The sequence below is a fragment of the Nonomuraea sp. NPDC052129 genome (genome assembly GCF_040680095.1).
Classification (GTDB): domain Bacteria; phylum Actinomycetota; class Actinomycetes; order Streptosporangiales; family Streptosporangiaceae; genus Nonomuraea.
Genome location: NZ_JBFAVX010000004.1, coordinates 278,312 through 301,917 on the forward strand (window position 1 = coordinate 278,312; position 23,606 = coordinate 301,917).

General features: G+C 68.3%; 20 protein-coding genes. 7 read left to right on the forward strand and 13 right to left on the reverse strand.

The genetic code is table 11. From position 1 onward, the window contains the following. Nucleotides 1-92 precede the first annotated feature (92 nt). Nucleotides 93-1,952 (forward strand): Xaa-Pro dipeptidyl-peptidase, encoded by a 1,860-nt coding sequence (locus tag AB0L53_RS12605; protein WP_363993024.1) that lies wholly within the window; start codon nt 93-95, stop codon nt 1,950-1,952. Between the two features lie 168 nt (nt 1,953-2,120). Here AB0L53_RS12605 and AB0L53_RS12610 read toward each other — a convergent pair whose 3' ends face one another. Next, nucleotides 2,121-3,332 carry a M20 family metallopeptidase gene (locus AB0L53_RS12610; protein ID WP_358179648.1) on the reverse strand — a complete coding sequence of 404 codons (1,212 nt, stop codon included), beginning with the start codon at nt 3,330-3,332 and terminating at the stop codon, nt 2,121-2,123. Nucleotides 3,333-3,832: 500 nt separating this feature from the next. Here AB0L53_RS12610 and AB0L53_RS12615 point away from each other — a divergent pair, with 500 nt between their 5' ends. Then, nucleotides 3,833-5,236: a peptide ligase PGM1-related protein gene (locus tag AB0L53_RS12615; protein ID WP_357948624.1), complete on the forward strand. Its 1,404-nt coding sequence runs from the start codon at nt 3,833-3,835 to the stop codon at nt 5,234-5,236. Here the strand turns inward: AB0L53_RS12615 and AB0L53_RS12620 are convergent. Beyond that, nucleotides 5,196-5,399, reverse strand: coding sequence for a hypothetical protein (locus AB0L53_RS12620; RefSeq protein WP_357948621.1), 204 nt, complete (start codon nt 5,397-5,399; stop codon nt 5,196-5,198). The genes AB0L53_RS12615 and AB0L53_RS12620 overlap by 41 nt on opposite strands. 83 nt (nt 5,400-5,482) lie before the next feature. On the opposite strand from AB0L53_RS12620, the gene AB0L53_RS12625 reads away from it, so the two are divergent. Further along, the gene (locus tag AB0L53_RS12625) at nt 5,483-6,622 is read left to right on the forward strand and encodes a D-alanyl-D-alanine carboxypeptidase (protein ID WP_363993025.1); all 1,140 of its coding nucleotides are present in this window, start codon (nt 5,483-5,485) and stop codon (nt 6,620-6,622) included. A 2-nt stretch (nt 6,623-6,624) separates the two neighbouring features. Here the strand turns inward: AB0L53_RS12625 and AB0L53_RS12630 are convergent, their stop codons facing one another. Together AB0L53_RS12630 and AB0L53_RS12635 are read right to left on the reverse strand one after the other, a co-directional pair. Beyond that, complete coding sequence (locus AB0L53_RS12630) at nt 6,625-7,593, reverse strand: YihY/virulence factor BrkB family protein (RefSeq protein WP_363993026.1); 969 nt, start codon at nt 7,591-7,593, stop codon at nt 6,625-6,627. A 90-nt stretch (nt 7,594-7,683) separates the two neighbouring features. Then, nucleotides 7,684-8,964, reverse strand: a complete 1,281-nt coding sequence (locus tag AB0L53_RS12635; RefSeq protein WP_363993027.1) for an amidohydrolase family protein — start codon at nt 8,962-8,964, stop codon at nt 7,684-7,686. Between the two features lie 60 nt (nt 8,965-9,024). Between AB0L53_RS12635 and AB0L53_RS12640 the strand changes: the two genes are divergently transcribed. Then, nucleotides 9,025-9,531 (forward strand): MarR family transcriptional regulator, encoded by a 507-nt coding sequence (locus AB0L53_RS12640; RefSeq protein WP_358548688.1) that lies wholly within the window; start codon nt 9,025-9,027, stop codon nt 9,529-9,531. Between the two features lie 105 nt (nt 9,532-9,636). On the opposite strand, the gene AB0L53_RS12645 is transcribed toward AB0L53_RS12640, so the two are convergent. The 3 genes from AB0L53_RS12645 to AB0L53_RS12655 form a co-directional block, all read right to left on the reverse strand. After that, nucleotides 9,637-10,911, reverse strand: coding sequence for an ATP-binding protein (locus AB0L53_RS12645; protein ID WP_363993028.1), 1,275 nt, complete (start codon nt 10,909-10,911; stop codon nt 9,637-9,639). A 129-nt stretch (nt 10,912-11,040) separates the two neighbouring features. Further along, nucleotides 11,041-12,045, reverse strand: a complete 1,005-nt coding sequence (gene trpS / locus AB0L53_RS12650; RefSeq protein WP_363993029.1) for a tryptophan--tRNA ligase — start codon at nt 12,043-12,045, stop codon at nt 11,041-11,043. Between the two features lie 14 nt (nt 12,046-12,059). After that, the gene (locus tag AB0L53_RS12655; protein ID WP_363993030.1) at nt 12,060-13,373 is read right to left on the reverse strand and encodes a hemolysin family protein; all 1,314 of its coding nucleotides are present in this window, start codon (nt 13,371-13,373) and stop codon (nt 12,060-12,062) included. 86 nt (nt 13,374-13,459) lie between these two features. Here AB0L53_RS12655 and galE point away from each other — a divergent pair, with 86 nt between their 5' ends. Further along, the gene (gene galE / locus AB0L53_RS12660; RefSeq protein ID WP_363993031.1) at nt 13,460-14,407 is read left to right on the forward strand and encodes a UDP-glucose 4-epimerase GalE; all 948 of its coding nucleotides are present in this window, start codon (nt 13,460-13,462) and stop codon (nt 14,405-14,407) included. Nucleotides 14,408-14,669: 262 nt separating this feature from the next. Here galE and AB0L53_RS12665 read toward each other — a convergent pair whose 3' ends face one another. Beyond that, a complete protein-coding gene (locus AB0L53_RS12665; RefSeq protein WP_358548705.1) occupies nt 14,670-15,644 on the reverse strand; it encodes a malate dehydrogenase in 975 nt (324 codons plus the stop codon). Nucleotides 15,645-15,698: 54 nt separating this feature from the next. Beyond that, complete coding sequence (locus tag AB0L53_RS12670; protein ID WP_363993032.1) at nt 15,699-17,642, reverse strand: transporter substrate-binding domain-containing protein; 1,944 nt, start codon at nt 17,640-17,642, stop codon at nt 15,699-15,701. Nucleotides 17,643-17,845: 203 nt separating this feature from the next. On the opposite strand from AB0L53_RS12670, the gene AB0L53_RS12675 reads away from it, so the two are divergent. Continuing rightward, on the forward strand, nt 17,846-18,982 hold the full coding sequence (locus AB0L53_RS12675; protein ID WP_363993033.1) for a saccharopine dehydrogenase NADP-binding domain-containing protein: 1,137 nt from the start codon (nt 17,846-17,848) through the stop codon (nt 18,980-18,982). On the opposite strand, the gene AB0L53_RS12680 is transcribed toward AB0L53_RS12675, so the two are convergent. The 3 genes from AB0L53_RS12680 to AB0L53_RS12690 all read right to left on the reverse strand — a co-directional run bounded on the left by AB0L53_RS12680 (nt 18,957) and on the right by AB0L53_RS12690 (nt 21,629). Then, nucleotides 18,957-19,994 carry a polysaccharide deacetylase family protein gene (locus AB0L53_RS12680; RefSeq protein ID WP_363993034.1) on the reverse strand — a complete coding sequence of 346 codons (1,038 nt, stop codon included), beginning with the start codon at nt 19,992-19,994 and terminating at the stop codon, nt 18,957-18,959. The two genes, AB0L53_RS12675 and AB0L53_RS12680, sit on opposite strands and share 26 nt — an antisense overlap. A gap of 152 nt (nt 19,995-20,146) precedes the next feature. Next, complete coding sequence (locus AB0L53_RS12685; protein ID WP_363993035.1) at nt 20,147-20,437, reverse strand: DUF3017 domain-containing protein; 291 nt, start codon at nt 20,435-20,437, stop codon at nt 20,147-20,149. A 70-nt stretch (nt 20,438-20,507) separates the two neighbouring features. Beyond that, entirely contained in the window at nt 20,508-21,629 is a 1,122-nt protein-coding gene (locus AB0L53_RS12690) for a citrate/2-methylcitrate synthase (RefSeq protein WP_357948575.1), read from the reverse strand. 181 nt (nt 21,630-21,810) lie between these two features. On the opposite strand from AB0L53_RS12690, the gene AB0L53_RS12695 reads away from it, so the two are divergent. Then, complete coding sequence (locus AB0L53_RS12695) at nt 21,811-22,461, forward strand: FHA domain-containing protein (protein WP_219531308.1); 651 nt, start codon at nt 21,811-21,813, stop codon at nt 22,459-22,461. Nucleotides 22,462-22,504: 43 nt separating this feature from the next. On the opposite strand, the gene AB0L53_RS12700 is transcribed toward AB0L53_RS12695, so the two are convergent. Next, complete coding sequence (locus AB0L53_RS12700) at nt 22,505-23,605, reverse strand: anhydro-N-acetylmuramic acid kinase (RefSeq protein ID WP_363993036.1); 1,101 nt, start codon at nt 23,603-23,605, stop codon at nt 22,505-22,507. Nucleotide 23,606: the final 1 nt, after the last annotated feature.

Here is a 23,606-nt window from a genome sequence, read left to right on the forward strand (position 1 = left end):
GCCGTCAGGTCGATCATGGCAGAGATTCCTGATCAACGGTGGATTTTCATCCTGGAGCCCACATGCATCCTTGGAAGGCCATGATCATTCCTATGGCCGCGATCCTCATCGCGGCCATGGGCGCGGCGCCCGCCACAGCGGATACACCGACCGCCCCGGCTGAGGTCCCGGCGATCAAGATCGAGAACAACGCCACCCAGTCCGTCTTCTCCCGCGCCGACGCCGTCAAGCAGACGGTGTACGTCGAGGTCGCGGGGACCGACAGCGACAGCGACGGCCTGCCGGACCGCGTCGCCGTGGACATCCTGCGCCCGAAGGAGACCGACGAGGGCCTGAAGGTCCCGGTCATCATGGAGGCCAGCCCCTACTACGCGGGCGGCAACGACGTGCCGAACCACGTGGTGGACGTGGACGAGAACGGCAACCCGCTGCCGACCCTGCGCTCGTTCGCGAACAAGCTGGCGGCCGAGCCGTTCGACGGCTACTACGACAACTACTTCCTGCCCCGCGGCTACGCGATCGCGCTGGTGGAGAACCTGGGCAGCGGCCGCGCCACCGGCTGCCCCACCACCGGCGACCGCAACGAGACGGCCGGCCCGAAGGCCGCGATCGACTGGCTGAACGGCCGCGCGAAGGGGTTCACCCCGGAGGGCGCGCCCGTCTCGGCCACCTGGTCGACCGGGAACGTGGGCATGATCGGCGTCTCCTACAACGGCACGCTGCCCAACGCGGTCGCCTCGACGGGCGTCAAGGGGCTGAAGACGATCGTGCCCATCGCCGCGATCTCCTCCTGGTACGACTACTACCGGGCCAACGGCGGCGTGCTGGCGGCGGGCGGCTTCCAGGGCGAGGACGCGGACGTGCTGGCCAAGTACGTGCTCACCCGCGCCGACGGGCAGAAGGTCTGCGGGCCCGTCATGGACTACCTGACGGCGACGCAGGACCGGGTGAGCGGCGACTACAGCCGCTTCTGGAACGCCCGCAACTACCTCAACGACGTCGACAAGGTGAAGGCCAGTGTCTTCGTCGTGCACGGCCTCAACGACTGGAACGTCAAGACCAAGCAGTTCGCCCAGTGGTGGTACGCCCTGTCCAAGCGCCATGTGCCGCGCAAGATCTGGCTGCACCAGGGCACCCACATGAACCCCTTCAACCTGCGCACCGTCGAATGGCTGCGGCAACTGCACGGCTGGTTCGACTACTGGCTGTACGGCATCGAAAGCGGCATCATGCGCGAGCCGCAGGCGGACGTCGAAATCGCCCCAGGCGAGTGGGGCACTCACGCATCGTGGCCACTTCCGGCCACCAAGCCAGTGGCCCTGCACCTCGGCTCCGGCTCGAAGCTGAATGTCTTCCCGCAGTACGCGGCCCGCGAGTCTTTCGTCGATCAGAAGACCCGCACCGCCGAACAGTTGGTGGAGGCGGCCCCGGCCGCGGATCCCAACCGCCTGGCCTATCTGACGCCGGAGTTGCCGGCCGCCGTCCGAATCTCCGGCACCCCGACGATCTCGCTGCGAGCGGCCCGCGATGGCGGCTCGTCGCCGTATTTGACGGCCCTGCTGGTCGACTACGGCACGGGCACCAGAGCGGACGGAACCCTGGTCCCAACAGGCGAAACCCTCTGCTACGGGGAAGGCGTCCCGGGCGACACGGGCTGCACGGCATTGCGCAGGCTGGGCACAGCCACAACGCCCTACAAGATCGTCTCAAGAGGCTGGCTGGACATCAGAAACCGCCACGACCCGGCACGAACAGAGACCGTCAAACCCGCCCAGGAGTACACCTTCACCTGGGACTTCCAGCCAAAGGACTACCGGTTCGACCAGGGCCACAAGATCGGCCTGATCATCACGTCAACGGACCGCGACTACACGCTCCGGTACCCGGAGGGCTCGAAGTTCACCGTCAACCCGGCCAAGTCATCCTTGATCCTGCCGGTGGTCAGACCTTAGGACGGCCGGGGTCAAGGATGCGCACGTCACGGCGCCCGGCCCCGTAAACCGGAGGAGCGTTCCCCTGGACAGACGCCAGCCCCGCCCAGAAGGGTGGGGCTGGCCCATGCTTGCCGTAAAGGAAAATCAAGCACGTACGGTGGGGCGGGCCCTTGCCGACCGTAAAACTCAGGCGAGCACGGAATCGACGACGGGTTCCCATAGCGCGGTCAGGGCAGTCGCGGCCATGAGGCGGACGCCCATGCCGATCGCCGCCTCGTCGATGTCGAAGGTCCCCTGGTGGATGTCGTACGTCACGCCGCCCGGCGAGCGCGTGCCGAGCCGGGCCAGCGCCCCTGGGATCGACTCCAGGTACCAGGCGAAGTCCTCGCCGCCGAGCGACTGCTGCGTGGGCACCACCGCGCCCGGCCCCAGCGCCCGCTCGACCGCCTCGGCCAGCATGTCGACGCTCATCTCGTCGTTGACCACGGGCGGCACCCCGCGCGTGTATTCCATCGTCGCGTCGATCCCGTAAGCGCCGGCGACCGACTCCAGCAGCGACTTGATCAGGTCGGGGGCCGCGTGCCAGGCGTTCTCGTCGAGGCAGCGCACGGTCCCCTCGGCCACGCCGTCATCGGGGATCGCGTTGGCCGCGGAACCGGCCTGGACCTTGCCCCAGACCAGGCTGAGCGAGGAGCGCGGGTCCACCCGGCGCGAGAGCGCGGCGGGCAGTTCGGTGAGGATCTTGGCGAGGGCGAAGACCAGGTCGGCGGTGAGGTGCGGGCGGGCCGTGTGGCCGCCGGGGCCCGACACCTTGATGGCCAGCTTGTCGCAGGCGGAGGTGATCGGGCCGGGCTTGAGCCCGACATGGCCGAGGTCGACGCGCGGGTCGCAGTGGAGGCCGAAGATGCGCTCCACGCCGCTGATGCCGCCGTGCGCCATGACCTCGAGCGCGCCGCCGGGCAGCTCCTCGGCGGGCTGGAAGATCAGGCGGACCCGGCCGGGCAGCAGGCCCGCGGCGGCCTGCTGGGCGAGGAAGATCGAGGTGCCGAGCAGGATCGTGGTGTGCACGTCGTGGCCGCACGCGTGGCAGGCGCCCGGGACGGTCGAGCGGTAGGGCACGTCTTTCTCGTCGTGCAGCGGCAGCGCGTCGATGTCGGCGCGCAGCGCGACCGTGGGGCCGTCTCCGCTGCCCACGTCGCAGATCAGGCCGGTGCCGCGTGGCAGCACCGACGGCACCAGACCGGCGGCGGTGAGCCGCTCGGCGATGCGCTGAGTCGTGCGATATTCAGCGAAGGCCAGCTCAGGATGCATGTGCAAGTCGCGGCGGAATGCCACCAACTCCTGATCGGTCTCCGTCAGGAACGCGTCGAGTTCCCCCCGAAGCTCACGTCCCCGCATGAGTCACCGTCCCGTCCAATTGCCATGTGATCGTCAACTGCCCGAAGTCACACGGCTTATAGCGCCGTAAATCGTCCTTTGGCCTCGCTGCGGCCGACTGTCCGGTCAGAGCAGCCGTCCGGCGAAAATGCCGCACCCACAGGTTTCGGTGCCAGAGATCGTCAGCACGGGGTTGTGATCCCCTCCTGAGGACAACCCACTGCGGAAACACGGCGGTCGGCCATGAACCCGAAGGCGATGTTCCAACTTTATCTCTTGCGTGTGGCTTCGCGCCGACAGAAACCCCGAAAGCCGGGCGGCTGCATGCCCGTAACCGCAGGTCGTTACCCTGAGTGAGCGCGCAGATGACCCGGAAAATAGTCACAAGGGATCATTAGATGGTGACCCGTGGACACGACTTCCAAACGTGGTCTGCGCTTTCCAATCCTGTCACCTCCCGTCATGGTCATGACACTCCGACGATGGATGCTTTCGCGTAGAATGCGTGTTTCACTCGCAATATGATCACTAAAATCCCGTTCGGGGAGAAGTATGCCGGGTTGAGCATCTTCGAGCCGAGCGAGGGGACCCTGGTGGTCGTACCCTCGCTCTCTCTTCCGCAGGACGAGCTGCGCCGCATCACCGGTGCGAGATGTTACGAGGAGCGCCTGCTCTTCCTCCTCCTCACGCTCCGCGAGCCCGGCGTCAAAGTGATCTACCTCTCCTCCGCGCCCATCGATCCGGACATCATCGCCTACTATTTCGGCTTCCTGCCTGATCCGGATGACGCCGCCAAACGGCTGCGGCTGATCACTCTCGACGACCCGCACTCGCAGCCGCTGACCAGGACCCTGCTCTCGCGGCCCGAGATGGTCGAGCAGGTACGTGCGGCGATCGACGGCGACGCGTGGATGGTGCCGTTCGTGCTGAGCGAACTGGAGGAGGAGTTCGCCGCGCTGCTGGGCATTCCCGTGTACGGGCCGGCTACGTCGCTCGCCTATTACGGCTCCAAGAGCGGCTCCCGCGAGATCGGCCAGGAGGCCGGCGTGCCAATGGCCCGCGGGTTCGGAGATCTGCACTCCCTGGCCGAGATCGAGGACGCGATCGAGGCGCTGCCGGGCCAGCGGGTGATGGTCAAGCTGAACGACGGCTACTCGGGTCTCGGCAACGCCATCGTGCCCAAGGGCGATCTGCCGGGGACGAGCTTCTCCGCGTACGGCGAGACCTGGAAGAGCTTCACCGCGAAGATCCGCGAACGCGGCGCGGTCGTGGAGGAGTTCATCGAACACCGCCCGCTGCACTATCCCAGCGCGCTGGCCCGCATCACGCCCGGCGGCCGGTACAGCGTCGTGGCCACCCACGACCAGGTGCTCGGCGGCGCCAACCAGGACGTCTACCAGGGCTGTACGTTCCCCGCGGCGCCGGAGTACCGGGCCGAGGTGGGCGCGTCGGCCGAGCGGATCGCCCGCGTGATGGCGGAGCGGGGCGTGGTGGGACTGTTCGGCATGGACTTCTTCGCGCTGGAGACCGACGCCGGTTACGCGGCGCTGCTGTGCGAGGTCAACCTGCGGATCGGCGGCACCACACATCCCTTCGGCGCCGCGGTGCTGACCACCGGCGCCTCCTACGATCCGGGGACCGGGCTGCTCATGGCCGGTGACCAGCCCAAGTACTACACCGCGACCGACAACTGCGCGGCCGGCTGCCTGCGCGGCCGCTCCCCCGGCCAGGTCGTGCGGATGGTCGAGGCGCTCGGTCTCGGCTTCGATCACACCCGTCGTACGGGAAACGTCTTCCACCTGCTCGGGGCGCTCCCCGAACACGGCAAGCTCGGCTTCACCACGATCGGCGACTCCCGCGAGGAGGCCGACGAGCTGCACCGGCTCACTCGCCGCGCGCTTTGCGGAGCCCCTTCCAGCCGATGACGGCCAATACGATCGCGAGTATGAGGTTGACCGCGATCAGGATGCCGTGCACCACGTAGAAGCTCGTGGGATGGCCGTCTGCCAGGTTAAACCCGAGGTTGATCCACTCGAACACCATGAACACGCCGAGCACGATGAGGAATCCGGCGATCTTTCGCGACATGACCACTTCTCTAGTATCAGGTGCCGATCATCAGGGGATGTGTCGGCACATGTGCAATGACACGAAGCTACGCTGAGACCGCCATGCTGATGAAACCGGTGCCCGTCTCGGCACTCCTCACGGCACTCCTCGCGACGGTCGCGCTCACGGGGACCGCCCATGCCACACCGACTCCTACCCCGACCACCCCGACGCCGAAGCCCGTCGGCGGGGATCTGCTGGGCAGTCACGGTTTGGTGAGGCCCGCCGGCATCAAGGCACCGCCGAAGTCCAAGGCCACCTCGTACGTCATCGCCGACCTGGAGACCGGCGAGGTGCTCGCGGCCAAGGACCCGCACGGGCGCTACTTGCCGGCCAGCACGCTCAAGACGCTCACCGCGCTCACGCTCATCCCCAAGCTGGACAAGAACCTCAAGGTCAAGCCCAGCCGGAACGCGGTCGACCAGGAGGGCACCGCCGTCGGCCTGACGACCAAGCCGCTCTACAAGGTCGACGACCTGTTCAAGGCGTTGCTGATGTCATCGGGCAACGACGCGGCGATGGCCCTGGCCGAGACGAACGGCAGCCTGTCCAAGACCATGCGCGACATGAACGCCGAGGCCAAGCGCCTGCAGGCGAACGACACGGTGGCCAAGACGCCCAGCGGGCTGGACAAACCGGGGCAGAGCAGCTCGGCGTACGACCTGGCGCTCATCGCACGGGCCGGCCTCGGCAACCCCGACTTCCGGCGATATATCAGTACAAAGGTTGCCAAGTTTCCGGCGCCCAAGAACTACTACGAGATCAGCAACCACAACAAACTGCTGTGGCGCTACCAGGGCATGATCGGCGTCAAGAACGGCTGGACGTCCAAGGCCCAGGCCAGCTTCGTCGGCGCCGCGACACGTGGCGGCCACACGATCATCGTGACCATCATGCGGCACGAGGGGTACTTCTGGGAGGAGGTGGCGAGCCTGCTCGACTGGGGCTTCGCCGCCCGGGGCAAGGTCACGGCGGTCGGCAAGCTCGTCGATCCACTGCCGGTCGAGCTGCCCGCGCAGCAGGTGACCACCTCACCGGTCGTCACCGGTCCGCCGGCCACGGCGCCGCTGCTCGACTCGGCCGCGTCGAAGCAGACGGACACCAGCCGTACGGTGGGCTCGATCGTGATCGGGGGCGGGCTGCTGTTCGGCCTGACCTGGCTGGGCTACGGCATCCGCCGCCGGCGCAGCTCACGACGCTGAGGTCAGGTGGCCTCGTTCGAGGGGATGGGCGAGGTCGACGGCATGGGCGTGTTCGACGGGATGGGCGAGGGTGCGGGCGGTGGGCAGAGCCCGGCTGTGGCGGTCCAGGCGGCGACGTACAGGACGAACCTGGCGGAGAAGTTGATCCAGACCAGCAGCCCCACCATGACGGCGAACGCGCCGTAGATCGGGTTGCTCAGCGTCTGCCCCAGCAGCAGCGACGCGACCTGCTTGAGCAGCCCGAACCCGATGGCGCCGAGCAGCGCCCCCCTGGCCAGCACCCGGAAGGGCTGGGTGGCGCGGCCCACCCAGCCCAGCAGGATCAGGAACAGCACCCAGTCGGCGGCCACGCTGGCCAGCAGTCCCACCAGCCAGAGCGTGCCGGTCGTCACCGGCGCGCTGCCCAGCCCGAGAGTCACCGCGACCCCGGTCGTGGCCTGCGTGGCGGCTCCGCCGACCAGCACCGACACGATCATGGTCACGCCGAGCAGGAGCAGGGAGATCAGGTCACGCAGCTTGGCGACGAAGAAGTTCGGCGGCGGGGCCGTGGTCATCGACATCTCCCACAGCGCCCCGCGCAGCGCGTCCACGGCGCCCAGCCCCGCGTAGAGCAGACCGGCCAGGCCGATGATCCCGGCGGTCGCCCTGGCCTGGGCGATGGCCTGGAGGTCGATCTGGTCGGCGAGTCCGGGCAGCTGGTCCTTGATCGCCGACTCGAGCGTGCTGATGGCATTCTGGTCGTACGACAGGACGTAGCCGAACAGCGCGTACGCGAGCGCGACCAGCGGGAAGAACGACAGGAACGCGAAGTAGGTCACCGCCCCGGCCAGCCGGTCGCCGAACCGCAGCTGGTAGCGCTGCACGGTCCTCATCAGGTGGTCGATCCAGAGGCGGCGCACCCGCCAGGACTCGATGACGCGGCCACTCCGGGCCTTGGTCGACTCGACGCGTGCCATCATCTTCGCCAACACCGCCGCGCGCCCGCCTTCCGAGGTGCCCCGCCGTCGCCATGCACCTGCCCTGGCTATCGCTCTTCTACCACGGAGCCCGGCACTCAGGAGTTACGCGCTTGTGACGACGGCGCGGGCGGACTCCGCGAGCCTGGCGAGTACCTCCTTGACGTCGTGGTGCAGCAGCCTGCCGCCCCGCTTGACCACCCGCCCGCCGACCAGGACGGTGTCGACGGCGCTGGTGTCGGCGTTGAGCACTACCGCGCCGATCGGGTCGTGCGCGGCCGCCATGCCCAGCGTGCCGGTACGCAGCAGCACGAGGTCGGCCTGCTTGCCGACCCGCAGCGAGCCGACGGTGTCACCGAGCCCCACCACCTCGGCGCCTTCGATGGTGGCCATCCGCAGCGCGTCACGGGCGCGGAACCCCAGCCCCTGCCCGTCCGGGCGGCCCCGCTCCAGCGCGAACGCGGTCCGCATCAGGCTGAACATGTCACCGGGCGCGCACGTCACGGTGTCGATGCTGAGCGAGGTCGGAATCCCGGCCGCCCGCGCCCGCCCGCTGATCGGGTAACCGATGCCGAGAGCCATCTCGTCGATCGGCGAGACGGACACGCCGCCACCGCTGTCGGCGATGAGCTTGAGCTGGTCGTCGCTGTAGTGGTTGGCGTGCACGTACGTCGTGCGCGGCGCCAGCAGCCCGTTGGCCTTCAGGAACGCGAGCCCCTTGGTGGAGCTCTCCCTGCTGTGGCCGCCGAGATGCGCGGTGACGGGCAGGTCGAGCTCGCGGGCCAGCCGCCACTCGGCCAGCGCGTCGTCCTCACTGACGATCTCCGGCCCGAGAGCGGCGATCGCCATGGTCACCAGGCCGGTCGTGCCGAAGTGCTCGTCATGGACCCGGTGCCCCTCTTTGTGCAGGTTCTCCCGCGGCCCGCCGTGGCAGTAGCCGAAGATCGCCCTGATGCCCGACTCGCGCAGCGCCCGTACGGCCGAGTCGGTGTGCTCGGGTGTGAACTGCACGTGCGACCAGTCGAGCAGCGTGGTGATCCCGGCGTCCAGGCACTCCAGCGCGCCGGCCAGGTTGCCCGCATAGACGTCCTCGGGCCGGTAGCCGGGAGCCAGCTCGCCCAGGATGCGCTGCAGATATCCGCCGAACGTGATGTCCGGCGCGATCGCCCTGATCCCGGCCTGCCAGGTGTGCCGGTGGCTGTCGACGAACCCCGGCAGCACGATCATCCCGGTCGCGTCCACGACCTCCGCCCCCGGCACCTCGGGCAGGTCCGGCCCCACCTCGGCGATCCGGCCGCCCTCGACCCGCACGTCCACCCGCCCGAGCACGACAGGCTCCGGCTCGGTGTCGACGACGATCCCGTTCTTGATCAAAGAGATTGCCATGTCGAAAAGCTTAATAAGAAGCTTTTCAGAAAGCAATATACCGCCAAGTATCCTCGATCCATGAAGCACGATGACGTCGACGCGATGGTCCCCCGCTGGCAGAACTCCGGCCTGTCGTCATCGCTCATCGCCGACCTCGAACTGAGCAAGCGCATGTCCCGCCTCAACATGCTCTTCGAGACGGCGATCAAGGCCGAACTGGCGGACCTGGGCCTGACGTACGCCGAGTTCGACGTCCTCGCCGCCCTGGCCCGCACCGGCCCCCCGCACCGGCTCAAGCCCAGCGAGCTGTCCAAGGGCCTCTACCTCACCTCGGGCGGCACGAGCAACGTCCTGCAGCGCCTCACGGCATCGGGCTACGTGGAGCGGGCGGCGAACGAGGGCGACGCGCGCAGCCGCTGGGTCCAGCTCACCCCCGAGGGCCTGCGCCTGGCCAACACCGCCCTGGAGGTCTCAGGGAAGGCCCACGAAGAGGTGATGGCGGGCGTCCCGGAGGAAACGGTACGCAAGGCGGCGGACGCCCTCCGGGAGGTCCTCCTGGCCGTGGGCCGCCGCCGCTTCCGCTAGTCACCGCAGCCGCCTGCCGGGCGAACCTACATCGCCAGCCAGGCCACCACCGGCGTCTTCCTCAGCGAAGAGGGCGGCGTCGTCCTCTGGTGATCCCTGTCTTGACTACTGATCCCCGGAAAGCGGCGCCTGCGCTGGAGAACGCGTCGTCCAAAGAGCGGAGACCGGCAGGCAGGAGAGCCCGTCGCCGAAGCTCAACGACTCAGGCCCGCAGTAAAGAACGAACCCCGCCAGCATGCGGTCGCCCAAGCGACGCTTGAGGAGCCGCAGTCCGCGAAAGTCGTCGCCGCGAATGGTCTCCGCCGCCTTGACCTCGATGGCGACGATCTCGCCCGCGTTGTTCTCGAGGACCCCGTCCACCTCGTACTGGTCCCGGTCTCGATAGTGATAGAGGCGAGCCGATGTGTCGGCCCAGGTCAGTTGCTTGGACATCTCGCTGAGCACGAAGTTCTCGAGGAGCCCCCCATGGGTGGCGTCGGCCACGCTTCCGCTGGTGAGGTATCCGGCCATGCCGGAGTCGACGAAGATCACCTTGGGCGTGGCAACGGCTCTCGTGGTCGCGTTCGACGACCAGCCCGGCACGAGGCGGACCACGAAGACGGTCTCCAGAATCTCCACATAGCTGCGAACGGTCGGGCTCGACAGACCCAGCTCGCTCGCGAGTCGGCTCATATTGAGCAGCCCCCCGGTCTGAGCAGCCAGCAAGGCGACCAACCGCCGCATGTCAGACGCACGCTCGATCTCGGCGACCTGTTTCACGTCCCTGGCGATCAGGTCCGCGAGATAGCCGTCGAAGAACCGTTCACGACGGCGAGGAGTCGTCCGCTTGATCGCCTCTGGGTAACCACCGCGAGCGGCCAGAGCGAGATAGTCCTTCCGGCGTAGACCGATCGATTCGGCGCGCAGATCTCCCCCCATCGCGAATGCCGCGTCGATGAAGCCGTCGTCGTGGCCGTCGATCTCCCCCTGCGAGAGCGGCCAGAGCTCGATGGTCTCCGACCTGCCGGGCAGCGAGTCCGGGAGACTGCTCAGCGCGAGGAGCCGAGCGGATCCGGTGAGCAGGAATCGCCCAGGGCGCGGGTCACGATCCACCACGTGCTTGATGGCGAGCCAGAGATCAGGAACCCGCTGCACCTCATCGATGAGCATCAACCCGTCATGGCGTACGAAACGGACCGGATCCTCGTTCGCCGCCAGACGGGTGACGGGATCGTCAAGGAAGCGGGCGACGCCGCCGGGGACATGGCGCAGCACCCGCTCGGCAAGGGTGCTCTTGCCGACCTGGCGAGCACCATTGACGACGACGACACGGGTGTCCTCGAGCGCGTCATACATCAGAGAAGCCGCACGTCGGGGCAGGTAGTCGACCGCCTCCCTCATGTGTGCACTGTAGCCCAGCCTTTAGATCTGCCGAAGCCTTGCCTTTAAATCTGCCGAAGCTCTGCCTTTAGATCTGCCGACTCTTCCCCTTTAGATCTGCCGAAGGCCACACCCTGCCTCTGGGGCCTGTCAGAGGCGGGGCAGGAAGCCGACCCGGTCGCGGACCTCGGCCATGGTCCGGCGGGCCACCGCGCCGGCTCGTTCGGCGCCGATGGCCAGCAGCCGGTCCAGCTCCGCCTCGTCGGCCAGCAGCTTCTCCGTGCGCTCCCGGATGGGCGTGAACGTCTCCACGACGGCCTCCGCCACGTCCTTCTTGAACGTCCCGTACCCCTGCCCCTCGTAACGCGCGACCAGGTCGGGGATCGGCGTGGCCGTGAGCGCGGACAGGATGCGCAGCAGGTTGGAGATGCCGGGCTTGCCGTCCTCGTCGAACAGGACCTCCGAGCCGGTGTCCGTGACCGCGCGCATGACCTTCTTGCGCAGCGGCCCCGGCTGCTCCAGGACGTCGAGGATGCCGGCCGGGCTGGAGGAGGACTTGGACATCTTGGCCGTCGGGTCCTGGAGGTCGGTGATCTTCTCGACCTCCTTGAGGATGTACGGCTCGGGGAGGGTGAAGGTGTCGCCGAAGCGGTGGTTGAAGCGCTGGCCGAGGTCGCGGGTGAGCTCCAGGTGCTGCTTCTGGTCGGCGCCGACGGGCACGCTGTTGGCCTGATAAAGCAGGATGTCGGCGGCTTGGAGCACCGGGTAGGTGAAGAGTCCGACGCTGGCCGCGTTCTCCCCGAGCTTGGCGGACTTGTCCTTGAACTGCGTCATCCTGGCCGCCTCGCCCATGCCCGTCAGGCAGATGAGGATCCAGGCCAGCTCGCTGTGCTCGCGCACGTGCGACTGGACGAACACGGTCGAGCGCTCGGGATCGAGCCCGGCGGCGAACAGCTGCGCGGCGGCCACGCGGGTGCGGCGGCGCAGGGCGGCGGGCTCGGTCGGCACCGTGATCGCGTGGAGGTCGACGACGCAGTAGAAGGCGTCATGAGTCTCCTGCAGCGTCACCCATTGGCGGACCGCACCCAGGTAGTTGCCCAGGTGGAAGGAGTCTGCGGTGGGCTGGATGCCGGAGAGGACACGAGGTCTGGCCATAGCAGCCAATTGTGTCAGGAATCCAGCTCGGGCGGCGACTCGACCGCCGGACGGCGCTGCACCCTCACCCTGGCGATACGGCGTCCGTCGAGCTCGATGACGGTCAGCTCGAACCCGGGCACCTCCACCATCTCCCCGACGGCGGCCACGTGGCCGAGCATGGACATCACGAACCCGCCCAGCGTCTCGTACGGCCCGTCGGCCAGCCGGATGCCGGTCTGGGCGGCGAAGTCGTTGAGGTTCGTCAGGCCGTCGATCTCCATCTCGCCCGCCGGGAGGACCACGGTGTCGCCTTCGACGTCGTACTCGTCCCTGATGTCGCCGATGAGCTCTTCGACCAGGTCCTCCAGGGTGACGATGCCGGCCGTCCCGCCGTACTCGTCGACCACGATGGCCAGGTGGTGACCCTCGTCGCGCATCTCCGACAGCGTGGTGAGCAGGCGCTTGGAGGCCGGTACGAACTTGACCGGCCGGATCGGCACCAGCTCGCTGATCGGCTCGATCCGGCCGGTGAGGACCGGGTCGAGCAGGTCCCTGACGTGCACGAACCCGATGACCTCGTCGTACGACTCGCGGTAGACGGGGAAGCGCGAGTGCGGCAGCCCCGAGGCCAGCACCGCCGCCTCCGCCAGTGTGGTGTCGGCCTCCATGAACTCCACCTCGGTGCGGGGCAACATGACCTCGCGGAGCTGTCGCTTGCCGGCGGCGAACACCTCCGCGATCAGCTTGCGCTCGTCGGCGGTCAGGTCGGTGTGCCCGACGACCATGTCGCGCAGCTCCTCGGTGGTTACCTCCTCCCGGTCGGCCTGCGGGTTGCCGCCGAGCAGCTTGACCACGCCGTCGGTCGACTTCGACAGCGCCCAGATGATCGGGCGCGACAGCATGGCGACGCGGTCGAGGAAGGGCGCCACGACCAGCGAGAGCCCCTCGGCCCGCTGCAGGGCCAGGCGTTTGGGCGCCAGCTCGCCGAGCACGAGAGAGACGTACGAGATGGCCAGCGTCACCAGCACCAGCGCGAGTACGGGAGCGACGGCGTGGGGCACATTCCAGCGTTCGAGCACGGGCACGAACTGCATGCCGAGCCGGTCGGCGCCGAACGCGGCCGACAGCATGGTGGCGACGGTCACCCCGATCTGCACGGCGGACAGGAAGCGGTTGGGGTCCTGGGCGAGCTTGGCGACCCGCTCGCCGCGGCGCCCCTTCTGAGCGAGCTTGCGCACCTGGCTCTCCCGCAGGGAGACCATCGCCATCTCGGCGGCGGCGAAGAAGCCGCCGACGAGGATGAACAGAAGGACCAGCGCGATATTGGCCGCGAGGGTGTCAAACATGGTGGTTGGCAGCGTACTCGGCACGTTTCCCGCGTATGCTGAACACCCAGCCCGACAAAATTAAACATATAGCCACAGGAGTAAACATGAGATTGCTGGTCACCGGAGGCGCCGGATACGTGGGCAGCGTCGTCGCCGCGCAGCTCGTCGAGGCGGGGCACGAGGTGACCGTGCTCGACGACCTGTCGACCGGCCATGAGGACGCCGTGCCCGAGGGGGCGCGGTTCGTCCACGGGTCCATCACCGAGGCCCACGACGCGCTGGCGGGCGTGGAGGCGGTGCTGCACTTCGCGGCCAAGTCACTGGTCGGCGAGTCGGTGGAGAAGCCCGGCCTCTACTGGTCGCACAACCTCGGTGGCACGCTGGCGCTGCTCGACGCGATGCGGGTGCGGGGCGTGCGCGGGATCGTGTTCTCCTCGACCGCGGCCACGTACGGCGAGCCCGAGCGGTCCCCCATCCTGGAGAGCGACCCGACACGGCCCACCAATCCGTACGGCGCCTCGAAGCTGGCCGTCGACACCGCCCTGACCGCCTACGCGGGCCTGCACGGGCTCGGGGCGGTGAGCCTGCGCTACTTCAACGTGGCCGGCGCGTACGGCCGCTTCCGCGAGCGGCACACCATTGAGACCCATCTCATCCCGAACGTCCTCAAGGTGGCTACCGGCGAGCGTGAGTCGGTCAGCGTCTTCGGCACCGACTACCCGACCGCCGACGGCACGTGCGTGCGCGACTACGTCCACGTGGCCGATCTGGCGGTCGCCCACCTGCTGGCGCTGGAGGCGCTCACCCCCGGGGAGCACAAGATCTTCAACCTGGGCAGCGGCGCCGGCTTCTCCGTCCAGGAGGTGATCTCGGTCTGTCGCGAGGTCACCGGCCACGACATCCCCGCCGTTCTCGGGCCGCGCCGGGCGGGTGACCCGGCCGTGCTCGTCGCCTCGTCCGAGAAGATCCGGCGCGAGCTGGGCTGGAAGGCCGAGCGCCCCTCCCTGCGGGACATCGTCTCTGACGCTTGGGGAGCGCTTTCCGGGAAATAGGTATAGGAAGTCCCGATATGTGCTGTGATATCGAAATGTGAGGAGCTTTTCACCAAGGGTCACGAAGATAGTCTTCGGCGTCCTCGTTGTGCTGGGTAGCCTCGCGGCGGCGGCGGGGGTGCTGTTCGCCACCTCCCCGCCGAATCCCCCCGCGGAAATCACTATGTGCCCGTAGACGAACAAAAGGGAAATAGGCCGCAAATCGTACATATAACCAAAAGACGCGCGCCCGGAAACGGACGCGCGCCTTGTCAGGGACGAATCAGATCAGGCCGAGCGAGGCCACCGCGTCGCGCTCCTCGGTGAGCTCGCGGACGCTGGCGTCGATGCGCTCGCGGGAGAAGGCGTCGATCTCCAGACCCTGGATGATCTCGAACCGGCCCCCCGCCGCCCGCACCGGGAACGACGAGATGAGGCCCTCGGGCACCCCGTAGGACCCGTCAGAGACGACGGCGGCCGAGGTCCAGTCGGTGCCGTTGACCCAGTCGTAGACGTGGTCGATCGCGGCGTTGGCTGCGGAGGCGGCGGACGAGGCGCCACGGGCCTCGATGATGGCGGCGCCGCGCTTGGCCACCGTCGGGATGAAGGTGTCGCGCAGCCACTCCGACTCCACCTGCTCGGCCGCGATCTTGCCGCCGACCTCGGCGTGGTAGAGGTCCGGGTACTGGGTGGCGGAGTGGTTGCCCCAGATGGTCATGTTCTTGATCTCGGTGACCGGGACCTGCAGCTTCGCGGCGAGCTGGGACAGCGCGCGGTTGTGGTCGAGGCGGGTCATCGCGGTGAAGCGGTCGGCCGGTACGTCGGGCGCGTTCTGCTGGGCGATGAGCGCGTTGGTGTTGGCCGGGTTGCCGACGACCAGGACCTTGATGTCGTCGGCCGCGTGCTCGTTGATCGCCTTGCCCTGCGGGCCGAAGATGCCGCCGTTAGCGCCGAGCAGGTCGCCACGCTCCATCCCGGCCTTGCGCGGCATGGCGCCGACGAGCAGTGCGACGTTGGCGCCCGCGAACGCGACGTTCGGGTCGTCGGTGATCTCGATGCCGGACAGCAGCGGGAACGCGCAGTCGTCGAGCTCCATGGCGGTGCCCTCGGCTGCCTTCACCGCCTGCGGGATCTCCAGCAGACTGAGCTTGACCGGGACGTTCGGGCCGAGCAGCTGCCCCGACGCGATGCGGAACAGCAGTGCGTAGCCGATCTGACCGGCGGCTCCGGTGACGGTCACCTTGACGGGCGTGGCCATGGCCTTCCCCTAACTCGCAGGATGAATCATTGACTTTCGGATGCTACCCGTTCGTCATCCGCAGGAGACCATCGAGGGTGTTTCCTGCTCGGGAGTGAAGTCCACGTTGGCGAAATGCCGAGCCAGCAGGCTCTTGACGACGCCCTTGCGGTAGAGCGAGGCGATGATCCCGTTGGCCGCCTTGCAGGTCTTCGCGTCTCCGTGCTTGATCCCGATGGCGTAGCGCTCGTCGTTGAGCTTGGCGCCGAGGATCTTGAAGCGCTGGTTCTCGCGGCTGGCGAAGCCGGCCAGGATGAGGTCCTCGCCCGGCACCGCGGCGACGTCGCCGCTCCTGAGCAGGTCCATGCACTGCGCGTAGTTGCCCACCGTGACGAGCTCCACCTTCACGCGGGCCTGGACATTGCCGACGGACGGACTGTCGGGGGCGCAGATCTTCTTGCCCTTGAGGTCGTCGATCGAGTCGATCGAGTCGCCGTCGCGGACCAGGAGATCGTGGTGGGCCACATAGTACGGGCCGGCGAACTCGACGCCGCTCTTGTCGATGGAGTAGGTGGCGATCACCAGGTCCACGGTGCCGCCCTCCAGCGCCTTCTCCCTCTCGAACTTGGGAATCTTGACGAACTGGGTCTGCTTGGCGCCGAGCTGCTCCGCGACGAGCTTGGCCAGCTCGATGTCGAAGCCCTCGAAGCCGCCGCCACGTTCCAGGGAGACGCCGGGCAGGTCGCCCTTCACACCGATCACGATCTTCTTCGTCTGCGCCACCTTGTCGGCCACGGAGGTGAAGGTGTCCGGCGGGGCGGGATGGGGCGAGGGCTGCTCCTCGCCGAGCGCGAGCTGGAGCCAGTTGTTCTGCACGGCCACGATCGAGGCGGCGGCGATCAGCAGGATCGCCACGGTCAGCGCGACCCACCCCGCGCGGCGCCGGCCGCGTGGCGCGGGGTGGCCGGATTCCGGGGTGGCCACGGTCGGCCGCTCGTCCAGGATTCGGGGCGGTGGCGGCGTGGAGCCGGTCGCCCAAGGGATCGGCTCGCCGCCGGTCACGGAGGACTGCTCCGGCGGATGCATGAGCTGCGCCTTGGACGGCGAGCCCGTGCCGATCGTCCCGGACGACACCCTGATGAACGGGGTGGTGTCGTCGCTGGCCACCTGTACGCCCCGGGTCAGCATGGCCGTGGAGGCCCCGACCGTCTCGGGCTGGCCGAGCAGCCGCAGCAGGATCTGGTCGGCCGAGGGCCGCTCGTCGGGCGACTTCGACAGCGCCGACCGCACCACGCCGCGCAGCGGCTCGGGCAGCATGGACACGTCGACCTCGTGGTTGAGGATCCGGTTGAGCACCACCGCGATCGAGTTGCCCTCGAACACGGTCTCCCCGGTCGCCGCGAACGCGATCGTCGCCCCCCAAGCGAACACGTCGGTATAAGGCCCGACATCGTCCCCGGCGATCTGCTCGGGGGCCATGTAGGCGGGCGTACCGATGGCCCGGCTGGTGATGGTGCCGCTCGAGTCGATGATCCTGGCGATGCCGAAGTCGACCACGCGCGGCCCGTCGGCGGCGATCAGCACGTTGTCGGGCTTGAAGTCGCGGTGCACGATCGAGGCGTGGTGGATCGCGGTCAGCGCGGTCGCCGTCCCGATCGCCAGCCGGTCGAGCGCCGTCCCTCGCAGCGGGCCGTCGTCTTCGACGATGTCCCTGAGGGCGCGCCCGTCGATGTACTCGCTGGCGATGTACGGCGTGTCGCCGTCGAGATCGGCCTCGATCACCCGGGCCGTGCAGAACGACGCCACGCGCTGCGCGGCCTTCAGCTCCCTGGCGAACCGCGACCTGGCGATCGTGTCCCCACTGAACTTGACATGCAGCAGCTTGATCGCAGCCTGCTCACCCTCATCGGTGACGCCCAGGTAGACGATGCCCTGGCCGCCTTCCCCAACCCGGCCGACCAGCCGGAACGACCCCAGCTGGCCGGGGTCGCCGGCGACCAGCGGCGAGATCTGCGGCATTCATCTTCCCCACGTTCAAACAAAGCCCAACGACGCAAACTTTACGACGCTCAGTAAGCTCTCAGGGAACCGTTAACCGTTCGTGACGTCACGGTTTGTCGCCAGGAGCAGTATGGCCACCCGCCATCACCAGGGTGAGGAGAAACGCCGAATTACCCCAGAATAGGGCGAAACTACGAGAAGCACCGAGGAGGCTCGGGATTATGGCCCGTGCGTACGACATCGTGCTGTTCGGCGCGAGCGGCTTCACCGGCGCGCTCACCGCGGCCTACCTCGCCAAGGCGGCCGGCCCCGAGGTGCGCTGGGCACTGGCCGGGCGCGACCGGGCCAAGCTGGAGCGACTCGGCCTCGACGTCCCGATCCTGATCGCCGACGCCACCGACCCCGCCTCGCTGGCCGCGATCGCCCGCTCGACCCGCGTCCTCGTCACGACCGTCGGCCCCTACCTCCGGTACGGCGAGCCGCTCGTGGCCGCCTGCGCCGAGGCGGGCACTCACTATCTGGACCTGACCGGCGAGGCCGAATTCGTGGACCGGATGTACGTCCGCCATCACCGGCGGGCCACCACGACGGGCGCCAAGCTGGTGCACGCCTGCGGCTTCGACTCCATCCCCTATGACCTGGGCGTGCTCTTCACGGTCGACCGGCTTCCGGAGCACGTGCCGCTCAAGGTCAGCGGGTTCCTCAGGAGCGAGATGCGGGCGTCGGGCGGCACGTTGGCCTCCGGGATGACGATCGTCTCCCGCCCGCTGCAACTCCTGGAGGCGGCAGCCCGGCGACGCGCGGCCGAGCCGCTGCCGCCCGGCCGCCGGGTCAGCTCACTGCCCGGCGGCCTGCGCTATGTCGGCGGTTGGGCACTGCCGATGCCGAGCCTGGACCCGCTGATCGTCGGCCGCTCGGCCCGCCTGCTCGACCGCTACGGCCCCGACTTCACCTACCGCCAGTACTACGCCGTCAAGACCCTGCCCGCCGCCCTCGCGGTGGCGGCGGGAGCGGGCACGATGGCGGCGCTAGCGCAGATACCCCCGGTACGCGACTGGATGGCGAGCCGCGTCAAGCCCGGCGACGGGCCCACCCCCGAGCAGCGGGCCCGCAACTGGTTCAAGGTCACCATCCTCGGCGAGGGCGGCGGGCGGCGGGTCGTCACCGAGGTCGCGGGCAGCGACCCCGGTTACGACGAGACGGCCAAGATGCTCGGCGAGGCGGCGCTCTGCCTGGCCTTCGACGACGTGCCCGAGATCGCGGGCCAGGTCACCACCGCCTCCGCGATGGGCCGCCCGCTGATCGAGCGCCTGCGCCGGGCCGGCATCACCTTCAGTACGCGAGAGCCCGTGAGGTGAAGGACGTCCGCAGGAACGGGTTCTTGAACTTGGGGAAGGCCACGGTCAACGGGTCGCCGTCCGAGGTGTAACGCATGTCCGGGTTGTTCTTCAGCCAGTCGAGCCAGGCCACCGAGCAGAACTGCTTGCAGTCACCCTTCTTGTCCATCGCCCTGATGCGCGGGATGCCCAGCGGGTCGAAGGACTTGCTGAACGGCGCGGGCGCGGGCGTGTAACCGGCCAGGAAGACTCCCTTGTGGTCATAGGTGACGTCGCCGAGCTTGCCGTGCATGGCCCACTTCTTGTTGTGCGGCTGGTTGCCGTACGGCAGGGCGATGGTCACCGGCTTGACGAAGGCCAGGGAGCTGATCATCGTCTGGACGGTCGCGATCTGCTCCTCGACCTCCTTCTGCGACCGGCCCCGCAGGTTGATGTGGTCGCGGGTGTGGTTGCCGAGGTCGAACCCGTTGTCCTTGAGCCAGAGCAGCATCTGAGCCTGCTCGTCGCGCACGGTCTTGCCGAACATGTCGCGCGTGATGTACATCGTGGCCACCGGCCGGAAGCCGGGGTTCTTCGCCGCCACGTCCTTCAGGATGCCGATGGCGGTGTCCGGCGCCAGGTTGCCCATCTCGTCCAGCGTGAGCTGTGAGGGCGAGGAGTCGTCGAAGGTCAGGACGACGGCGTGCTTGCCCGCCGGGATGTCGATCTTGCCGGTGACGTACTCGGCGGCGGTGATCGGCACGTACCCGTCCTTGACCAGCCGCTCGAGGTCTCCCCTGAACTGCTCGGGAGTCCGGTCGTCGGTGGTCGCCGGGTTCTTGATCACCCGGTGGAACATCAGCACCGGGATCTGCCCCAGCTCGTTGGCCTTCACCTTGGCGGCCAGCGCCAGCTGCGCGGCCTTGGCCTGCTTCAGCTTGGCCGCCGTGTTGGCCGCGTTGTTCACCGGCTTGGCTACCGGCTCCGAGCCACAGCCGCACACGACCGCCGTGACCGCGATCAGCCCCACCCCACTCAAAAGACGCAATCGCATCCGAACCCCCTGGGCCACCTATGACTCTTACCAGGGACTCTTACCCATCTGATCAACTCCGTCACGCTCTGTGAGGGCCAAGAGATGTTCTAGAGACACGGAAAGGACCGCCCGAAGGCGGCCCTGCGTCGACCGGCTCGGTGGAGGTGGGGTCACCGGGCCAGAAGGGACATGATCATTCCCTTGAGCTCGTCGTTCGCCAAGATCAGCGAGGTAAGGACGAGCACGAATCCGAACACCCCGAGCGTGATGACGTCCGTCCTCTTGCTGCGCACGGCGAGCCCGCCGTACCCGGCGAAACGGAGCGCGGCGGCCACCATGACGGCGGCGCCCAACGCGAACCCGCCCCACCGCGGGTCCACGAGGAAAATCAGCGCAACGCCGACGACCGCACCCGCCAGAACCAGCGGGTACGGCCCCCAATTCTCTCCAGAACGGCTCAACGTGCCTGCTTACGGCCGCATGCGCTGCGGGCCTCCGTCGGCATCGCGACTCGCTCTCTCCGGCCCAAGCTCATCGCTCCTCTATCGGCTTCCACTTCTGGTCACGTTCACCGATGTACTCACTGTCGGGGCGGATCAGTCTGTTGTCGGCATGCTGCTCGATCACGTGCGCCGTCCAACCGGCCATGCGGCTGATCGAGAAGACCGGTGTGAACAGGTCCGTCGGAATGCCGAGATAGTGATAGACCGATGCCGCGTAGAAGTCGACATTGGGATAGAGGCCCTTCATCTCGAAGACGACCTCCTCCATCTCCTTGGACATCCGATAATAGGTGTCGTCGCCGGTGGATTCGGCGAGTTCCTGCGACATCCTGCGCAGGTGCGTGGCCCGCGGGTCCTCGGTCTTGTAGACGCGGTGGCCGAATCCCATGATCTTCTCGCCGGCGGCCAGCTTCTCGCGTACGGCCTGCGCCACCCCGGTGGGCGAGATCGATTCGAGGGTCTTCATGACCTGCTCGTTCGCGCCGCCGTGCAGGGGGCCCTTGAGCGTCCCGATGGCGGCGACGATGGCCGAGTGCATGTCCGACAGGGTCGCGGCGCAGACGCGGGCGGCGAACGTCGAGGCGTTCATGGTGTGGTCGGCGTGCAGCACCAGACAGGTGTCGAAGAGCTCGACCTCGCGCTGGGCCGGAACGCGTCCGGTGACCTGCAGGAGGAAGTTCGCCGCGATGCTCATCGCCGGGTCGGGCTCCGGGACCTCGGCGCCGTTGCGGGCTGCGTGGTAGCGGGCGACCAGCAGGGGCTGCTGCGCGGTCAGGCGCGCGGCCTTGCGCAGGTTCGCTTCGGGGGCGATGGAGTCCTTGTCCGGATCGTCCGCCGCGGAGAGGGAGACCAGGGAGCGCAGGGCCTCCATCGGTTTCTGCTTCTCGGCGATCTCCGGGATGTTCGCGGAGACGAGCGCGCCGAGCTCGCGGCCCCGCACCAGCTCATCGCCGTACCTGTCCAACTCGTCCCGGTTGGGAAGCTTGCCGCACTGCAGCAGGTGAGCGGTCTCTTCGAACGTCGCGCGGCCGGCCAGATCGTGGATGTCGTATCCGCGATAGAAGAGACGACCGGCCTTCCCGTCAATGTCGCTGAGCGCTGTGGACGCGGCTACGACATCGGCCAGGCCTTTCGTGGGCTTGTCCGCCATGAGTGTTTCCTCCGCATATCTCCGCCCGAAGTCTACCCGTGAGCAGGCAAAACCGTCCGCGAAGGTCCAGACCAATTTCACGCTGGATTCTCCTTATGGCAAAGGCGATTCCGCATCCCCTCGTTTGGGTAAGCCGGAGCTGTAGTAATAGTTACGGCGGGCTACCTGGGGAGGAACTGCCGTGGAGGGGCCGTTCATACGCATCGAGGACACCGGCGAGGTGGTCCCGTTGCGCCCCGAGATCACGACGGTGGGGAGGGGCCGGGGCGCGGACATCCGGCTGACCGACCCGAGTGTGTCTCGACTCCATGCCGAGTTCGTCAGGCGAGGACCCTACCTGTACGTCGTTGATCTGGGCCTGTCCCGCAACGGCACACGGGTGAACGGCAGGCCGATCGCCCGGAGGGTGCTGGACGACGGCGACGTCGTCTCCTTCGGCGCGGCGCGCGGTCGCATCGGCGGAGTCCCCCGTGAGGACTTCACCCCCGAGGTCGAACTGCGCAGGGCCGCTGCGCCCGAGCTGACCAGGCGCGAGGTCGATGTGCTGACCTCGCTCTGCAGGCCGGCGCTGTCGGATGAGGCGTTCGTCGCCCCGGCGACCGCACGTGAGATCGCCGACGACCTGGTCGTGACCGAAGCCGCGGTCAAGCAACACCTGCTGCGGCTGTACCAGAAGTTCCGGATTCCCGAGGGCACCAACCGGCGCACACGGCTGGCCAACGAGGTCGTCGCGCTGGGCCTGGTGCGCCCGACTCCTGTGGTGCCACCGCAGCGGTCGGGGACGTCGGCCGAGCAACAGCAACCGACGGCGGCCGGACGCAGGGCTTCATAGGTGCAGACCCCGCTACCTGTGGTGGGCCGCTGAGCGCGGCCCACTAGAGGAAACGGATCGCGACCGGCGCCACGGCGAGGGGTTCCGGCAGCGCGAGCGGACCGGAGCCCGGCGTCACCGTGCCCAGAACGCGCGCCCCTGAGGCGCCCGTGCAACTGGGCACGGTCGACGGCAGACCGTGCGCGGTGAGCCAGCCGAACAACGAGAAGGCGATCGCCTCCTTCGCGTCGGTGGGCACGCCGAGCTCGTCGCTGGTCACGAGCCGCGTGTCCGGCACGCGTGCGCGCAGCATGCCCATGAGTGTGGGATTGCGCACACCGCCGCCGGAGACGATCACGGTGTCGAGCCCATGCCGCCGGATCTCGGCCGCCACGGTCTCCGCGGTGAGCGCCGTCAGCGTGGCGACGAGGTCGGCCTGCGGGAGGTCCGCCTTGACGTACCCGGGCGTAAAGAGCTCTTTACCGGTGGATTTCGGCGGCTCCTTCGCGTAGTACGGCTCGGCGAGCAGCTCCGCCAGCAGCGCCGCGTCGACCGTCCCGGCCGCACCGAGCACCCCGTCCTTGTCGTACGGGGGCGCGGCGGCGTCGACGAGCGCGCACGCGGGCCCGGTGTCGTAGGCGATGGCCGGCTCCCGCACGGTCAGGTTGGCGATCCCGCCCAGATTCAGCGCCCCGGTACGCCCCGGCAGCCCGGCCATGAGCAGCAGGTCGAGGTAGGAGACGAGCGGCGCCCCCTGCCCGCCGGCGGCCACGTCGCGCACCCGCACGTCCGACACCACGGGCAGCCCGGTGCGCTCGGCGATCCAGGCCGGCTGGCCCAGCTGCAGGGTGCCGAGCACCCGGCCGCCCTCCACCCAGTGGAAGAGCGTCTGCCCGTGGGAGCAGATCAGGTCGGCCGCCGGCCCCTCGGCCGCCGCCTCGGCGAACGCCTGGCCGATGAGCGTGTCCAGGGCGCACACCTCGCCCAGGTCGATCTTGTTGGGCGGCAGCGCGGCCACGATACGGGCTCTCAGGCCCGGCTCGTACGGCCGCTCGCCGGTGTGGACCAGCGTGCCGGTCAGCACACCGCCGTCCAGCGACCAGTCCACGACCGCACTGTCTATCCCATCGTGGGACGTGCCCGAGATAAGACCGAGAACCCGCATC

Bases quoted from the DNA above. Each gene is read 5' to 3' on its own strand.
- AB0L53_RS12605 (WP_363993024.1), top strand. From the start codon at position 93: ATGGCCGCGATCCTCATCGCGGCCATGGGCGCGGCGCCCGCCACAGCG.
- trpS (WP_363993029.1), bottom strand. From the start codon at position 12,045: ATGGCCAGACCTCGTGTCCTCTCCGGCATCCAGCCCACCGCAGACTCC.
- AB0L53_RS12690 (WP_357948575.1), bottom strand. From the start codon at position 21,629: ATGGCGGACAAGCCCACGAAAGGCCTGGCCGATGTCGTAGCCGCGTCC.
- AB0L53_RS12645 (WP_363993028.1), bottom strand. From the start codon at position 10,911: ATGAGGGAGGCGGTCGACTACCTGCCCCGACGTGCGGCTTCTCTGATG.
- AB0L53_RS12655 (WP_363993030.1), bottom strand. From the start codon at position 13,373: ATGTTTGACACCCTCGCGGCCAATATCGCGCTGGTCCTTCTGTTCATC.
- AB0L53_RS12615 (WP_357948624.1), top strand. From the start codon at position 3,833: ATGATCACTAAAATCCCGTTCGGGGAGAAGTATGCCGGGTTGAGCATC.
- AB0L53_RS12700 (WP_363993036.1), bottom strand. From the start codon at position 23,605: ATGCGGGTTCTCGGTCTTATCTCGGGCACGTCCCACGATGGGATAGAC.
- AB0L53_RS12620 (WP_357948621.1), bottom strand. From the start codon at position 5,399: ATGTCGCGAAAGATCGCCGGATTCCTCATCGTGCTCGGCGTGTTCATG.
- AB0L53_RS12665 (WP_358548705.1), bottom strand. From the start codon at position 15,644: ATGGCCACGCCCGTCAAGGTGACCGTCACCGGAGCCGCCGGTCAGATC.
- AB0L53_RS12675 (WP_363993033.1), top strand. From the start codon at position 17,846: ATGGCCCGTGCGTACGACATCGTGCTGTTCGGCGCGAGCGGCTTCACC.
- AB0L53_RS12635 (WP_363993027.1), bottom strand. From the start codon at position 8,964: ATGGCAATCTCTTTGATCAAGAACGGGATCGTCGTCGACACCGAGCCG.
- AB0L53_RS12670 (WP_363993032.1), bottom strand. From the start codon at position 17,642: ATGCCGCAGATCTCGCCGCTGGTCGCCGGCGACCCCGGCCAGCTGGGG.
- galE (WP_363993031.1), top strand. From the start codon at position 13,460: ATGAGATTGCTGGTCACCGGAGGCGCCGGATACGTGGGCAGCGTCGTC.
- AB0L53_RS12640 (WP_358548688.1), top strand. From the start codon at position 9,025: ATGAAGCACGATGACGTCGACGCGATGGTCCCCCGCTGGCAGAACTCC.
- AB0L53_RS12680 (WP_363993034.1), bottom strand. From the start codon at position 19,994: ATGCGATTGCGTCTTTTGAGTGGGGTGGGGCTGATCGCGGTCACGGCG.
- AB0L53_RS12610 (WP_358179648.1), bottom strand. From the start codon at position 3,332: ATGCGGGGACGTGAGCTTCGGGGGGAACTCGACGCGTTCCTGACGGAG.
- AB0L53_RS12625 (WP_363993025.1), top strand. From the start codon at position 5,483: ATGCTGATGAAACCGGTGCCCGTCTCGGCACTCCTCACGGCACTCCTC.